This is a genomic window from Aestuariivita sp., from assembly GCF_021404545.1.
In the GTDB taxonomy this organism is placed as follows: domain Bacteria; phylum Pseudomonadota; class Alphaproteobacteria; order Rhodobacterales; family Rhodobacteraceae; genus Aestuariivita.
The window spans coordinates 83,405-97,943 of the sequence record NZ_JAAWWD010000001.1; the positions used below are offsets into that span (position 1 = coordinate 83,405).

Here is a 14,539-nt window from a genome sequence, read left to right on the forward strand (position 1 = left end):
TCCTACCTTGCGCCCATGACCGACACGCCACAGCTGATTGATCGCACCGCCCTTGCCCTTCACCGGGGCCGGGCAGATCCCGACGCGCTGTTCCTCCACCATAGCGCCCGGGACGAGGTACAGGATCGACTCAGCTTCGTTAAAAAGTCGTTTAGCGATGTGGCCATTGTCACAGCTTTCCCGGCGATCTGGGCCGATGCGTTCCCAAACGCCACAATCGTGCCGGATGACGATGTCCTGGCGCTCGATCCGGGCGGGTTCGACCTGGTGATCCATGCAATGGCGCTGCATTGGGCCAATGATCCGGTCGGCCAGTTGATCCAATGCCGCCGCGCGTTGCGCCCCGATGGGCTCAGCCTTACGATTTGTCTGGGCGGGCAGACCCTGTCGGAGTTGCGTATCACCCTGTCGGAGGCCGAGATCGCAGAGACTGGTGGCCTCTCGCCCAGGATCCTGCCGATGCCGGAAATCCGCGATCTGGGCGCGCTCCTGCAACGCGCGGGCTTTGCCCTGCCGGTGGCCGACAGCATGGTCATGACGGCCGAGTATCGTGATCTTCTTCATCTGATGCATGATCTGCGCCGAATGGGAGAGACGAACGCCCTGACCGCGCGCCTGCGCAAACCTGTACGGCGCGCTGTCTTTGCCCGGGCGGCGGTCCTTTATACCGATCACTTCGCCACCAAGGCCGGACACCTTCCAGCCAGTTTCGAGATGATCTCACTCACCGGGTGGGCGCCGTCGGACACGCAGCCCAAACCGCTGCGTCCGGGATCCGCCCAGGCGCGGCTGGCCGATGCGCTGGGCGCCAAGGAAACCAAGCTGCCGGATTGACCATTGGGCAAAAGCGTTTATCTGGACGGTCATGCAACCCAACCGGACGCCATGATGCTCGATACCACAAAGAAAGCCGTTTGCCCTGCCCATGCCCCGGCGGACCACCCCGCCCTGCCGGGCGAAAAGGTTGGTATCCTGCTGGCCAATCTCGGCACGCCTGACAATTACGACTATTGGTCGATGAGGCGCTATCTGAACGAGTTCCTGTCCGACAAGCGCGTGATCGACTATTCCGCCTGGGTCTGGCAGCCACTGTTGCAGCTTGTGATCCTGACCAAGCGGCCGTTCAGCTCGGGCGCGGCCTATAAATCCATCTGGAATCATGAGGCGAGCGAGAGCCCGCTTATGACGATCACCAAACAGCAAACGGCCAAGATCAAGACCGCAATGCATGGGCGGTACGGCGATGACGTGTTGGTCGATTTCTGCATGCGCTATGGCAATCCATCAACCAAGTCCAAAGTGCGCGAGATGGTCGAGGCGGGCTGCACCAAGATCTTGTTCTTTCCGCTCTATCCGCATTATGCCGGGGCCACTTCGGCCACCGCGAATGACCAGTTCTTCCGCGCGTTGATGGAGGAGAAGTGGCAGCCCACGACCCGCACGGTGGAACCCTACTTTGCTCATCCTCAGTATATCGACGCGCTGGCTCAATCCATTGAACGGGCCTATGCCACGATGGAAACCCGGCCCGATATTCTGGTCTGCTCATACCACGGGGTGCCCAAACGGTACCTGATGGAGGGCGATCCCTATCATTGCCAGTGCCAGAAAACCACGCGCCTGCTCAAAGAACGTCTGGGCTGGGACGATACCGAGATCACCACAACGTTCCAGTCGCGGTTTGGACCCGAAGAATGGCTCAAACCCTATACCGTCGAAGAGGTCGCGCGACTGGCTGAAACCGGCAGAAAGAACATCGCGGTCTGCGCGCCGGCGTTTTCCGCCGACTGCATCGAAACGCTCGAAGAGATCAACGAAGAGATCAAGGAAAGCTTTGAGGAAGCAGGCGGCGAGGCGTTCACCTATATCCCCTGCCTGAACGATGACGACGCCCATATCGAAGCTCTGGCCCAGGTGATCGACGAAAATGTCAAGGGGTGGCTGGGCTAGGAGGCGGCAGACCCGCCTCGTCCCCGCGATCGCATTACTCCGTGACGTGGCGCCTATGCGCCGAAACGACGGTCCGCGTTCAGGCAGATATCGCACCGTTTCAAAAACGGTTCGGCCAAATCCGACCGACAGATCGGGTGTCCAACGTCACAGCCCCGACCTTAAAGTCCTTTATCAAAAAGAAAAAGGCGGTGGAACGCGCCACCGCCTTGATCAAACTTAAGTGCCAAGCGACTGATTAGTCGGCTGCAACAGCGGCTGCGATCAGCAGAACGATGATCAGCGGCAGCAGGATGCCCTGCGAAGAACCGGTTGCTTCTTCAACAATGATCGGTGCTTCGATCAGCGGCTCTTGAATGTTGCCGGCATATGCGGTCGAAGCAGCAGCAGTCAGTGCAGCGGCGAGAACGAGTTTCTTCATGTTAACCTCCAGAATTTGTGCGGACCGATAGCCCGATCCGCACACCCAAGACTTACCTCGTGAGGGTTTTGTAATCAGCAATCCCCGGCGATTGCAATTGCTTGTTGGCGAATCCCCACTTACCTGCGAGCAAATGTCGTCAAATAAGCAACACTTGTGCCTCTATCCGCACCAAGGTCTATAAATATGGCCGAAAGGACTGCAAGGCCGCGTCAACCTGGCCTTGTAAGGCAAGTATTTATCGCAATTCCGAGCTCCGAAAGTGGCGCAGGGCACCATCGGGCAGGCGGTTTTCGCCCGGCCATCCAGGGGATGCAAACGCGCGGCCGCTGCACCGTCCTGTCGCCTGACAATCCGGATCCAATGCGCGGAAACCGGGTCGAGTGGGACCTCTGGCGGTTCGGTCCTTGAATGCTCAATACATACAGGTTGCACCCTGATCTGGCAAATTGAACGCCATTGGGCCCAGGGATATGGCCAGAAAGCCGCAGTTGCGGGTGAAACGCTCCTCTTGCGCCGCATTGACGGAATTGTGGGTTGGACTGACAACCGCTGACAGGGTATCAGCAGGGTCTGATAACGGTCAGAGGGTCGACATTGTGCGTCTGATATCCATTTTGATGGTGCTTTTGGTGGGGCTTGCCGCCTGCGCACCGCCTCCGCCCACATCACAGCAATTGGGCGCAGACGGAAAACCGTTGCCGCAGGTGTATCGCATCCGGCAGGGTGACGCAGCCAAGCTGCAATTTCGCATGCTGGATTCCGTGAATGCGCTGCGTCAGGCCTCTGGCGCGACGCCGGTTGTGTTGGACGCCAAACTGAACGCCGCAGCGGCAACCCACTCCCGCGACATGGCGGTCCAGAACCGGCCCTGGCATTTTGGCTCGGACGGCAGTTCACCGCTCGATCGGGTTGTGCGCGTTGGGTATACCGGCACGATGTTGGGCGAGGTGATCTCGGAAACCTACGAGACCGAACTTGAGACCTTGGCGGCCTGGATGGACGATCCCGGGACACGCACCGTGATCATGGACGCCCAGGCGCGCGACATGGGCTTTGCCTGGTTTCAGGAGGACAACGGCAAGATCTGGTGGACCCTGGTCATGGGCTCGGGAGAGCGGTCGCTGGTTGGCCTCTAGGCGCGGATCGAGATTACGGTCCCGTTTCTGACCATCGCATAGATGTCTTCGATCTCGCGATTGGTCACCGCGATGCAGCCCCAGGTCCAATCCGGCCCCTTAGCCTTGAATGCGTTGGGTTGCCCGTGAATGAAGATGTCGCCACCGGGGGGTTTGCCCAGTGCTGCGGCCTCGGCGATATCCTCGGCATTGGGGTATGACACGCCCAGAGACAGGTGAAACCGGCTGTTGGGATTGCGTCGGTCGATAATGTAGGTGCCTTCGGGCGTCTTGCCGTCACCTTCGACCTTTTTGTCGCCAACCGGGGCAAAACCCAGATCAAAACTATACTCTTTCAGGGTCCTTTGACCGTGCAGCAGGTACATCTTGCGCGCGCCCTTGTTGGCCACGATCGAGGTAACGTCCGGTCCGCGATAAGTGCGAAATTTGCTCTGAGAACATCCTGTGACGGACACGGCTGCGGCCGATGCCAGCAAGACCCCGAATGTGCGACGCTTCATGAAACTGCCTCGGTTTCCATTTTCTTAACTAATACCGTGGACTGTCCCGCCCGCAAAATCACTTTTTGTCATTTTCTTCGATGCGCAGGTTGCGCTCAATCGCCTCAAGCCGCGCCAGAACCTCGTCACGGTAACTGTCGGTGGCGGCATTGCTTTCCTGCGCATGCGCGTCTTGCATAGAGTTCACGATCAGACCGACCAACAGGTTCACCACCGCAAAGGTGGTCACCATGATAAACGGCACAAAGAACACCCAGGCGTACGGATAAATCTCCATCACGGGGCGCACGATCCCCATTGACCAGGATTCCAGCGTCATGATCTGAAACAGCGAATAGGCGCTGAGCCCAAGTGAGCCGAACCAATCCGGGAACGACGCCGCAAACAGCTTGGTCGCCATCACCGAACCGATGTAAAAGATGATCGCCATCAGCAAGAACACAGACCCCATGCCAGGCAGGGCGGTCACGAATCCCTCGACCACGCGGCGCAGGCTGGGCGCCACGGAAATCACCCGCAACACCCGCAGGATCCGCAAAGCACGCAACACCGAAAGACCCTGAGCCGTCGGCACCAATGCGATCCCCACAATCACGAAATCAAACAGGTTCCACCCGCTGCGAAAGAACCGCCCGCCATAAGCGATCAGTTTCAGCGCAATCTCGATCACGAAAATCGACAGACACAACCGGTCGATCATCAAGATCGCAGGCCCCCAAAGCTCCATCAGCGTCGACGATGTCTCCATCCCCAGGGTGATGGCGTTGATAATGATCACGCCGACAATCGCGCTCGACACACGCGGTTGCTCCAGAAACTGGGCCAGTTTTTCGCGAAAACTCATGCTTGGATGCTCCTTACTGGCCCGCCATATGGGTGAGCGAGAAGCTGGCGGCAAGTTCCACATGCGCTGACCAGCGGAATTGATCCACCACCTGCACCCAATTGAGCACATAACCCGATTGAATGAATATTTTCGCATCACGGGCGAAAGTGACAGGATTGCAGGACACATAGGCGATACGTGGGAGTTTCGCTGCGGCAATCTCGGTGGCCTGAGCCTCGGCCCCGGCACGCGGAGGGTCAATAACAGCTGCGTCAAAACCAGAGAAATCTTCGGCGATCACGGGATTTCGGAACAGATCGCGTGCTTCAGTCGTGACCCGTCTAAGGCCATGGGCATGCCGCCAGCCGTAATCGAGCGCCTCGGTCATCGCGCGCGATCCCTCGACCGCATGCACTTCGGCCCCGGCCGCGAGGGGCAAGGCGAACGTCCCGCACCCTGCGAACAGGTCGATGATCCGCCTGGCCCCTTCAGTAGCCTCTTTGACGGCCGCCAGGAGCGCGGCCTCCCCATCCGGCGTGGCCTGAAGAAAGGCGCCCGGTGGCGGCGTGACCACAGTCGCGCCAAAGCGCTGAACCGGCGCATGGCGGGTGACGATCACCTCGTCCTCCCACGTCAGGCGCGCCAGATCATGGGATTCGGCAATCGCGGCAAGGGCGATCTGCAACGGCCCATCCAACGGTTTGCCCCCCTGGACCGACAGATCGATCCCGACTTCGGACGTCGTTGCTGTCACCGCCAAGGCGCCTTTCCGGCTCGCACCCACCTCTGCCAAAGCAGCGATCGCAGCGCGCGCGGCCAGAAGGTTTTCCGACAACAATATACATCCCGGGATTTCGGTGATCGTGTCCGAGGCACGAGCATAAAATCCCACCAACACACCCTTTTTGGTCCGCCGCGCAGCCAATGTGGCACGGCGCCTTGACCGTGACGGAGAGGTATGGATCGCACGAAATGTCGGCGTGATGCCTTGCGCGGCCAGGGCCTGACGGACGACATCGACCTTCCAACCGGCCACAAACGCATCGGATGCGTGCTGCAACGCACAGCCTCCGCAGGACTTGTAATGCGGGCAAGGGGGTTTGATGCGTGTCTCGGCCGGTGTCTCGATCTTCAGATCGCAGAGCTGGCGACCCTCCAGCCGTCCCGATACGACCTCACCCGGCAGGGTACGCGCAGCAAAGATCGGACCATCGGCAATGCCATCGCCCTGATGCCCCAGACGGGTAATGGTGATCGTCGTCATGGTCGGCTGACCCTATTCCGCGGCCTCGGTGCGGATAAACCCACCCGACTGGCGGTTCCAATACTGGGCGTAAAGCCCGTCCTTGGCCAAAAGCGCCTCATGGGTCCCCTCCTCGACGATCCGGCCCCGATCCATGACGATGATGCGGTCCATTTCCGACAGGGTAGAGAGGCGATGCGCGATGGCCAGAACCGTCTTGCCCTCCATCACGCGCTCAAGCGCCGTCTGGATCGACGCCTCAACCTCGCTGTCCAGCGCGCTGGTCGCCTCATCCAGCACCAGAATGGGCGCATTCTTGAGAATGGCCCGCGCCAAGGCGATCCGCTGGCGCTGCCCGCCCGACAGTTTTACGCCACGTTCGCCCAGATGCGCCTCGTATCCGGTCCGGCCTTTGTGATCGACCAGATCCTGAATGAATGCATGTGCTTCGGCCTTGGTTGCGGCGGCGATCATCTCCTGCTCGGTCGCATCGGGGCGACCGTAAAGGATATTGTCGCGGGCCGAGCGGTTGAACATCGCGGTCTCCTGCGTGACCATTCCGATATTGCGCCGCAAACTCTCTTGAGTGACCTGATCAATCGGGACGCCATCAATGCGGATCTGGCCAGTTTCTGGCGAATAGAGCCTGAGCAGCAGCGACACCAAGGTCGATTTCCCCGCACCCGACGCGCCGACAATGCCCAGCTTCTCACCCGGTTTTATGGTCAGCTGGATATCCTCAACCCCGCCGGTCTGGCGGCCATAGGCAAAACCCAGACGATTCAGCACGATCTCACCCTCAGGCACATGCAGAACGCCTGCACCTTCGGCATCGGGCAGACGGGTGCGCGGGGTCAGGGTGTGCATGCCATCCTCGATCTCTCCTACATTGGCATAGATCGCCATCAGCGTGAAACTGACCCAGCCGGTCATCTGCGCAATGCGGATCGACACCGCACCCGCCGCCACGATGTCCCCGGTACTGGCCTGACCGCTTTGCCAGAAATAGAGCGTGGAGCCGATCATCAGCACCGGCAGCACCCCGGCCAGCGCCATCAGACAGAACCGGAACCCGGCGGCGAGATAGCCGAATTCAAGCGCGCGGTCGCGAAAGACCGACATGGCGCTCAGCGTCGCGCGATCCTCATGATCGTCCAGCGCAAAGAGCTTGACCGTCTTGATATTGGTGATCGTATCGACAATCTGCCCTGACACCATAGCCCGTGCGCCCGCGCGCGCCGCCGAGCGTTTGCGCACACGCGGCAGGAACCATTTGATCATCGCGAAATAGGCGATCAGCCACAGCAGGAAGATCGCCGTCACCCGCGCGTCAATCGTGGTCAAAAGCAGCATCGAGCCGACGAGCGAGGCCAGTGCAAAGGCCACCACATTGATCACCTCGACCACCACATCGGTGATAGCCCGCGCGGTCTGCATCTGCTTTTGCGCGATGCGGCCGGCGAAATCGTCATCAAAGAACGTGACCGACTGGCCCAGCGTCCAGCGGTTCAGGCGCAGATGCACGAGCGGGTTGACATTCGGCCCCACGACAATCGAATTCATCGCCGCCGACAGGCCAAAGAACAAGGGCCGGGCAACCACAAAGAACACCACCGCGCCGATGATCATCGCCAAATTGGCGGGCGCAAAAAACGCGTCCTGGCCGCTGGAGACCGCGATATCCACAACCAGCCCCAGAATATAGGCCGTACCAGCCTCCATCGCGCCAGCCAGCGACGAAGCCGCCGCCGCCAGCGCCAGGATCGGCCAGGATCCTGACAGACCCCAGGCGATGAACGCACCCAGCGTTTGGGGCGGAGGCCCATCAGCAGGGCGAAAGGCGTCAATCCACTTGGTTGGGTTCATTCGGCCGCATCCACATCCAGGAACCCGCCCGATTGGCGCGCCCAGAACTGAGCATATAGGCCACCTTGCGCCAAAAGCGCGGCGTGGGAGCCTTCTTCGACGATATGGCCCTGATCCATGACCAGTATGCGGTCCATCTGAGCAATGGTCGACAGCCGGTGCGCGATGGCGATCACGGTCTTGCCTTCCATCATACCGTAAAGCGTCTCCTGGATCACGGCCTCCACTTCACTGTCAAGCGCGCTTGTCGCCTCGTCCAGCAGCAGGATCGGCGCATCCTTGAGGATCACACGCGCCAGCGTCACGCGTTGCCGCTGCCCGCCAGACAGTTTCACACCCCGTTCACCCACATGGGCGTCATAGCCCCTGCGCCCCTGCGGGTCGGCCAGGTCGAGAATGAACTCATGCGCTTGGGCCTGTTTGGCGGCGGCGATCATCTGCTCTTCGGTGGCGTCGGGGCGGCCATAGAGCAGGTTGTCGCGCACCGACCGATGCAAAAGCGCGCTGTCCTGCTGAACCATGCCGATCTGCTGACGCAGGCTGTCCTGGGTCACGCGTGAGATGTCCTGACCGTCGATCAGGATCCGCCCCGTTTCCGCATCGTAGAACCGCAGCAAAAGCTTGACCAAGGTCGATTTCCCGGCCCCAGACCGCCCGATCAGGCCGATCTTTTCGCCCGCCTCGATCACCATGCTGATCCGGTCGAGCCCGCCCGACCCACGCCCGTAATGATGGCTGAGATCCTCCAGCTCGATCCGCCCTTGGGTCAGGACCAGAGGTTTCGCACCCGCGTCATCGATCAGATCGATGGGCTGGGCGATCGTCTCCATCCCCTCGGCCACAACACCCAGCTGCCGGAAGAACGTGGTCAATGCCCACATGATCCAGCCGGTCATCGCATTCAGCCGCAGCGTCAGCGCCGTGGCTGCCGCCACCGCACCCACCGTGGCTGTTCCTTGCATCCAAAGATAGATCGCCCAGCCGACAACCCCCACGATCAAAAGACCGTTCAGCGCCACCAGCGCCATGTCCATAACCGTGTAAATCCGCATCTCGGCCGAGAAGGTGCGCCGCGTGCCCTCGATCGCTTCCTTGGCATAGGAAAGCTCATTGTCATGATGCGCGAACATCTTGACCGAATGGATATTGGTATAGCTGTCGACCACCCGCCCCGTCACGGTCGAGCGTGCATCCGACGCCGCCTGCGAGGCCGGACCGACCCGTTTGATCGTCCAGCCGACGAGCGCACCATAAAGCACGAACCACACCAGCAGCGGCAGCAACAGCCGTGGGTCCGATGTGGTCAGCAGAATCGCAGCGCCCACCAGATAGGCTATGGAGAAGGTGATCGCGTCAAAGACCTGAAACACCACTTCGCCTGCGGCGGGGGGCGTCTGCATGATCCGGTTGGCGATACGGCCCGCGAAGTCATTTTCGAACCAGCCAACCGATTGACGCAGCACATGTTTATGCGCCCGCCACCGGATCAGCGTGCCGAAATTCGGCATGATCGCATTGTTCAGCAAAAGCACATCCAGCGCCTGGATTGCAGGACGCAGAACCAGGATGAACACCGCAAGCAGGATCAGCTCAAGCCCGTGCTCGGCCCAGACCTGCGCAGGATCACCGCCCAAGATGTCAACGACCCGACCCATGTAATAGATCAACCCAACCTCGATCGCGGCCACAGCAATCGACAAAAGCGCGGTCCAGAAAAAGAGCCGCCGGAACGGGTGACCATAGTCGCGCATGAAAGGCCACAGGCGCGTAGGCGGCACATCCTTTTCAGGATAGGGGGCGTAAGGGTCGACGAGATTCTCGAAAAAGCGAAACATAGACGGTGCTCCTGATGAGCATAGGTAGGGACAATTGCGAACAAGGGCAGCGCCAGCGCACCCTCGTCAAATCACGAGCGTGTCTGGGCCTAGATTAGCCAGATACCGTGATACATGCAGTGTCCCTCCGTCATGGTGTGGGCACCCGATTACGACAGATCGCCGCCCAAGTCACCCCCCTTTGTTCCCCGTGGCACGCGCCAGCAAGTCCGCGCGCGTCAAGGCAAAGCCCGAGGCGATCCAGTCGGCCTCGAGTTTCTTGAGCATGCTGCCCAACTCCTGGCCCCGGATACCCGGCATGAGATCTGCGGCTTTGAGGGGGAAAACCTGATCTGCGGCGTGCTGCGCGGCCACCAGATCCTGGGGGTTGACGGGTTGACCCATCAGGGCGGCCCGCAGGAAAAGCGCGGCACAGGCGTCTTTGGCACCAAGGTGAAATCCCAGTACCGGCGCGTTGCCCTGTTCGGCGGCGTCCCGCAACAGGGCCGCACGCCGGGCCTGCGCTTTGCTCAACCGAAGGGTCACATCAAACCCTCGGCCCAGCGCGGCGAGGCGCAGAATCGGATCCGCGCCATCGGTCATGTGAACCAAGGGCCCGAGCGCCGTGTCATCGGCGCCCGGCAGGATTGCCCGCAGCACGCCGGTCTGGCGCATCACGGCCACTGCGGGGGCAGGGTCCGGCGCCCCCAGCAATTTCAGCATCTCTGCTCCGATCCGCTCGCGCGACAAACACTCAAGCCCATCCAGATTCACTGCGATCGCAGCCAGCGCATCGGCATCCATCCCGGCATGCGGATCGCCATACCAGGCATGAAACCGGAAGAATCTCAGCGACCGCAGATAATCCTCCCGAATGCGATCCTCGGCCCGGCCGATAAAGCGCACGCACCGCGCCCTGAGATCCGGCAGACCGTGAAGGGGGTCCAGAAGCTCTCCGGCGGGCGTGGCGTAAATCGCGTTCATGGTGAAATCGCGGCGTGCCGCATCCTCGGCCACATCGGTTGAAAAGGTAACGACCGCATGGCGCCCGTCCGTTTCGATGTCGCGACGAAAGGTCGTCACCTCATGCGGGATGCCGCCCGAGACCACGGTGACCGTCCCATGATCGATCCCGGTGGGCACCGAGCGCAGCCCGGCGGCACGGGCCAGCGCGATGACCCGGTCGGGCGTCGCATCGGTCGCGATGTCGATATCGCGGACCGGCACGCCCAAAAGCCAGTTTCGCACGCAGCCACCGACAAACAGCGCCTGCGCGCCATCCTGCGTCAGGGCCGCGCACACTGCCTGGGTCTTAGGCTGCGTCAGCCAGTCGGGTCTGTCGCGTGTCATTCATCCATCCGTGCCGCCAACCCGCGCAGAATACGCGCGGTTGCGCCCCAGATGTAGTAGGGGCCGTATGGCACGGTGTGATACTGCCGCCGTATGCCACGCCAGCGACGCGATTCGATCAGATAATTCGCGCGCTCGGTCAGATGCGGTAAAGGTGTCGAGAAGACCTCGTCCACCTCACCCGGTTCCGCCACGATCTGGAACGGCCGGTCGATCAGGGCGATCACCGGGGTGATCAAGAAACTGGTCACCGTCTCATGGGTTGGCAGGGTTCCCAGAACACGGGCAGCGCTTTCAGGCAGACCAATCTCTTCTCGCGCCTCGCGCAACGCAGCGGCGGTGACGTCGGCATCGCTCTCATCCTGCTTGCCACCGGGAAAGGCGATCTGCCCCGGATGGTGTTTGAGAGCCGAGGAGCGTTTGGTGAGCAGCACGCGCGGCGCGTCTTCAAAAGTGGTGATCCCGATCAACACGCCCGCAGGCCGCAATCGTCGGCCGGGCGGGAGCTTGATGTCGGGGTTCAACTCGAAATCCGACGAATCCTCTCCCGGCCGCGCAATCGCCGCCCTGAGCCGTGTCTCAAGATCACTCACCTGACGCCGTCTTTTCCGCTTCGAATCCCAATGTTTGCGGATCCAGATCGTAATGCGCCCCACAGAACTGGCAATCGGCGGTCACCCGCCCCTCATCTGTGGTCATCTTCTCGATGTCGCGCGCCGAATAGATCGACAGGCTTTGGCGTACGCGATCCTCCGAGCATGTACATCCGAACCGAACCGCCTGCGCATCGTAAACGCGCGGCTGCTCTCCGTGAAAGAGCCGCACCAGCAGATCTGTGGGCGGGATCGTCGGGCCGATCAGCTCGATATCCTCGACGGTGTCGAGCAGGATGTTGGCGCGGTTCCAATTCTCTCCCCCATCGCCATCCACCAGATCCGACGCAGTCAGGATGTCCCCCGACCCCTCACTGCTGGCCACGAATGGCGAGGCTTTGGGCATATGCTGCAACATGATGCCCCCGGCACGCCACTGCGGATCGGATCCCGGCCGTTGGGAAAGGCCAAAGGACAAAGAAAACCGCGTGGGCAACTGTTCGGACTGGGCGAAATAGGCCTCGGCACAGGCCGACAGGGATCCACCGGACAGGGGTGTGATGCCCTGATAGGGCGCTGTGCCCTCTCCTTGATCGATCATGATCGCGAAATACCCGTCGCCCACCTGATCGAAGGGCGCGCCATCGGTCAGCCGGTCCGCATCATAGCTGGCATAGGCACGCACCTGGGCGGGAGCACCATCCGTGCCCGGGGCATAATAATCGGTGGCAATCATCCGCACAGCACCCTTGGACTGAACCTGAAGCGACAATTTCCAGCGCAGTTTGACAGTCTGGCCGATCAGCGTGGTCAACAAGGCCATCTCGGCGACCAGTGCCTCGACCTGCGAGGGATAGTCATGTTGCTTGAGAATACCGGTCAACACACCGTCAAGCCGCGCAATGCGCCCGCGCATGTCCGACGCATCAAGCTGGAAGGGCAGGACAGTATCGTCCCACACGATTTGAGATCCACGTGTCATGGGGTTTCCTTGGTGCCTGTCTATTGGCATATCGCGCCTATATAAGCCCATCAAGGGGCGTGAAAAGAGGCAAGCCGATATGATCAGACGTTTTGGCTCGGCCCCACAAAAGGGACAGAGATACATCCTCAGACCCGGCGCCTATGCCGTTTTGCCGCGCAACGGGGCCCTGTTGCTGACAGTTCAGATCGCCGATCCGCCAGACATCCAATTGCCTGGCGGTGGCATTGATCCAGGCGAAACGCCACTCTGCGCGCTGCATCGCGAAGTCTATGAAGAAACCGGCTGGCATATCGCCCGACCCCGCCGCCTGGGCGCGTTTCGGCGGTTTGTGTTCATGCCGGAATACGATCTCTGGGCGGAAAAGCTGTGCCACATCTATCTTGCCCACCCGACGCGGCAATTGGGCCCGCCGTTGGAGGCGGATCATGAAGTGCTCTGGGCCACCCCCGACACCGCGACCCGCGTCCTTGGAAATGCGGGCGATCGCCATTTTGCAAGGCAGTTCGGTGCCTAGGGCGCAGGGCCCAGATATTCGAAAAGAGTGGCCGAGACGTCATCCGCCATCCCGTCTTGGCTGTGCATTCTGTCGGTCAGGTGCCAAAACAGGTCATCCAGAAACTCCCGCCCGCTGGCTGAGCGGGTACGGTTGACCAGGTCAAGAAATCCCGATTCTCCCAACATCTCGCCGTTTTTGTCCAGACACTCGGTCAGCCCGTCGGAATAAAGCAGCAATCGATCCCCAATCTCCATCTGGAGCTCGATCTGGGTAAACTCCGCATTGGGCAGGAGGCCGATGGGGACGCCGCCTTCTCCGACGAATTCCGATCCACCATCCTTGCGCAGCAACAGCGGATGCGGGTGCCCCGCCTGAACCAGCCGTACACGTCCGGTGGACAGATCCGCCACGGCATAGGCGATGGTAAAGTACTCCTCGATCACCGTATCCGCGTTGAGACGGGCGTTCAGCTGTGCGGCCACCTCGGACGGTTCCTTGAGCGCATAGGCCCGGTCGAACCGGCGTTCCACCGCGATATTCTGTTCGATATGCGTGCCGCTGAGGTAGCTTCCCAGCCGTGCGGTCATCATCGCCGAGGTGATCCCGTGACCCGACACGTCGATGTTGTAAAACCCGACCCTGTTTCGGCTGGGAGAGAACATACCGACCAGATCGCCCCCGATATGACCGCACGGTTTCAACAGAAGGCTGACACGAGACGGACCAAAATTCTGTTCCAGGCGCGGCACCAACGATTGCTGGATCTTACGTGCCTGCATCAGATCGGCGTCGATCTTGTCATAAACATCCTGCAACCGCGCCAGCGTCTCCGAAATGACCCGGTTTTTGTCCGACAGCTCCCTCTCCATCCGCAAAATCCGATCCCCCGCCACGATACGCGCCTGCAACTCGTCGGCGTTCACCGGCTTGGTCAGGAAATCATCCGCGCCCGCGTTCAACCCATGCGCCACCTCGGTTGCGTCGCTCTTGGAGGTCAGGAGGATGAAATACCCATATCTCTCCCGCGACATCGTGCGAAAGACCTTGCAGAATTCCGGCCCCGACATGCCTGGCATCATCCAGTCGCTCAGGATCAGGTCGGGGTTGGTCTGCCGGCACATCTCAAGCGCAACCTGCGCATTCTGCGCCTCTTGCACGTCATACCCCCACCGGCGCAGGGACGCCGAGATGATACGCCGTTCCAGAAGGCTGTCGTCCACGACCAAAATCCGCTGGATCGAGGGGACAACACCCTCTCCTCGGGTCGTATTCTGAGTGTACTGCGCGCTGCCTGACACGGTCTGCCTGCCTATCATGATGGAGAATAAGGTCGCAGTCTGAGGTCATCGTATTAAT

The 14,539-nt window shown here is 60.8% G+C and carries 14 protein-coding genes; 4 read left to right on the plus strand and 10 right to left on the minus strand.

The window, feature by feature from the left end; genetic code table 11:
• The first annotated feature begins 15 nt into the window (after positions 1–15).
• Both HEP69_RS00425 and hemH read left to right on the plus strand, forming a co-directional pair.
• The gene (locus HEP69_RS00425) at positions 16–834 is read left to right on the plus strand and encodes a methyltransferase domain-containing protein (RefSeq protein ID WP_290556536.1); all 819 of its coding nucleotides are present in this window, start codon (positions 16–18) and stop codon (positions 832–834) included.
• Positions 835–888: 54 nt separating this feature from the next.
• Positions 889–1,950 (plus strand): ferrochelatase, encoded by a 1,062-nt coding sequence (gene hemH, locus HEP69_RS00430; protein ID WP_290556537.1) that lies wholly within the window; start codon positions 889–891, stop codon positions 1,948–1,950.
• Positions 1,951–2,188: 238 nt separating this feature from the next.
• Here the strand turns inward: hemH and HEP69_RS00435 are convergent, their stop codons facing one another.
• The gene (locus tag HEP69_RS00435; protein WP_290556538.1) at positions 2,189–2,371 is read right to left on the minus strand and encodes a hypothetical protein; all 183 of its coding nucleotides are present in this window, start codon (positions 2,369–2,371) and stop codon (positions 2,189–2,191) included.
• A 596-nt stretch (positions 2,372–2,967) separates the two neighbouring features.
• Between HEP69_RS00435 and HEP69_RS00440 the strand changes: the two genes are divergently transcribed.
• Positions 2,968–3,510: a CAP domain-containing protein gene (locus tag HEP69_RS00440; protein WP_290556687.1), complete on the plus strand. Its 543-nt coding sequence runs from the start codon at positions 2,968–2,970 to the stop codon at positions 3,508–3,510.
• On the opposite strand, the gene HEP69_RS00445 is transcribed toward HEP69_RS00440, so the two are convergent.
• From HEP69_RS00445 to HEP69_RS00480, 8 genes are all read right to left on the minus strand, one after another.
• Complete coding sequence (locus HEP69_RS00445) at positions 3,507–4,010, minus strand: L,D-transpeptidase family protein (RefSeq protein WP_290556539.1); 504 nt, start codon at positions 4,008–4,010, stop codon at positions 3,507–3,509. The two genes, HEP69_RS00440 and HEP69_RS00445, sit on opposite strands and share 4 nt — an antisense overlap.
• A gap of 58 nt (positions 4,011–4,068) precedes the next feature.
• Positions 4,069–4,854: an ion transporter gene (locus tag HEP69_RS00450; RefSeq protein WP_290556540.1), complete on the minus strand. Its 786-nt coding sequence runs from the start codon at positions 4,852–4,854 to the stop codon at positions 4,069–4,071.
• A gap of 13 nt (positions 4,855–4,867) precedes the next feature.
• A complete protein-coding gene (locus HEP69_RS00455) occupies positions 4,868–6,100 on the minus strand; it encodes a class I SAM-dependent RNA methyltransferase (RefSeq protein WP_290556541.1) in 1,233 nt (410 codons plus the stop codon).
• Positions 6,101–6,112: 12 nt separating this feature from the next.
• Complete coding sequence (locus tag HEP69_RS00460; RefSeq protein WP_290556542.1) at positions 6,113–7,945, minus strand: ABC transporter ATP-binding protein; 1,833 nt, start codon at positions 7,943–7,945, stop codon at positions 6,113–6,115.
• Positions 7,942–9,780 (minus strand): ABC transporter ATP-binding protein, encoded by a 1,839-nt coding sequence (locus tag HEP69_RS00465; protein WP_290556543.1) that lies wholly within the window; start codon positions 9,778–9,780, stop codon positions 7,942–7,944. Before HEP69_RS00465 ends, HEP69_RS00460 begins: the two co-directional genes overlap by 4 nt.
• A gap of 171 nt (positions 9,781–9,951) precedes the next feature.
• A complete protein-coding gene (locus tag HEP69_RS00470) occupies positions 9,952–11,109 on the minus strand; it encodes a CCA tRNA nucleotidyltransferase (protein WP_290556544.1) in 1,158 nt (385 codons plus the stop codon).
• Positions 11,106–11,702 carry a CoA pyrophosphatase gene (locus HEP69_RS00475; RefSeq protein WP_290556545.1) on the minus strand — a complete coding sequence of 199 codons (597 nt, stop codon included), beginning with the start codon at positions 11,700–11,702 and terminating at the stop codon, positions 11,106–11,108. Before HEP69_RS00475 ends, HEP69_RS00470 begins: the two co-directional genes overlap by 4 nt.
• Positions 11,695–12,684 (minus strand): Hsp33 family molecular chaperone HslO, encoded by a 990-nt coding sequence (locus HEP69_RS00480; RefSeq protein ID WP_290556546.1) that lies wholly within the window; start codon positions 12,682–12,684, stop codon positions 11,695–11,697. Before HEP69_RS00480 ends, HEP69_RS00475 begins: the two co-directional genes overlap by 8 nt.
• Before the next feature lie 79 nt (positions 12,685–12,763).
• On the opposite strand from HEP69_RS00480, the gene HEP69_RS00485 reads away from it, so the two are divergent.
• On the plus strand, positions 12,764–13,201 hold the full coding sequence (locus HEP69_RS00485) for an NUDIX hydrolase (protein WP_290556547.1): 438 nt from the start codon (positions 12,764–12,766) through the stop codon (positions 13,199–13,201).
• Here HEP69_RS00485 and HEP69_RS00490 read toward each other — a convergent pair.
• Positions 13,198–14,481, minus strand: coding sequence for a fused response regulator/phosphatase (locus tag HEP69_RS00490; protein ID WP_290556548.1), 1,284 nt, complete (start codon positions 14,479–14,481; stop codon positions 13,198–13,200). The two genes, HEP69_RS00485 and HEP69_RS00490, sit on opposite strands and share 4 nt — an antisense overlap.
• Positions 14,482–14,539 lie beyond the last annotated feature (58 nt).

Bases quoted from the DNA above. Each gene is read 5' to 3' on its own strand.
- HEP69_RS00425 (WP_290556536.1), top strand. From the start codon at position 16: ATGACCGACACGCCACAGCTGATTGATCGCACCGCCCTTGCCCTTCAC.
- hemH (WP_290556537.1), top strand. From the start codon at position 889: ATGCTCGATACCACAAAGAAAGCCGTTTGCCCTGCCCATGCCCCGGCG.
- HEP69_RS00435 (WP_290556538.1), bottom strand. From the start codon at position 2,371: ATGAAGAAACTCGTTCTCGCCGCTGCACTGACTGCTGCTGCTTCGACC.
- HEP69_RS00445 (WP_290556539.1), bottom strand. From the start codon at position 4,010: ATGAAGCGTCGCACATTCGGGGTCTTGCTGGCATCGGCCGCAGCCGTG.
- HEP69_RS00450 (WP_290556540.1), bottom strand. From the start codon at position 4,854: ATGAGTTTTCGCGAAAAACTGGCCCAGTTTCTGGAGCAACCGCGTGTG.
- HEP69_RS00455 (WP_290556541.1), bottom strand. From the start codon at position 6,100: ATGACGACGATCACCATTACCCGTCTGGGGCATCAGGGCGATGGCATT.
- HEP69_RS00460 (WP_290556542.1), bottom strand. From the start codon at position 7,945: ATGAACCCAACCAAGTGGATTGACGCCTTTCGCCCTGCTGATGGGCCT.
- HEP69_RS00465 (WP_290556543.1), bottom strand. From the start codon at position 9,780: ATGTTTCGCTTTTTCGAGAATCTCGTCGACCCTTACGCCCCCTATCCT.
- HEP69_RS00470 (WP_290556544.1), bottom strand. From the start codon at position 11,109: ATGACACGCGACAGACCCGACTGGCTGACGCAGCCTAAGACCCAGGCA.
- HEP69_RS00480 (WP_290556546.1), bottom strand. From the start codon at position 12,684: ATGACACGTGGATCTCAAATCGTGTGGGACGATACTGTCCTGCCCTTC.
- HEP69_RS00485 (WP_290556547.1), top strand. From the start codon at position 12,764: ATGATCAGACGTTTTGGCTCGGCCCCACAAAAGGGACAGAGATACATC.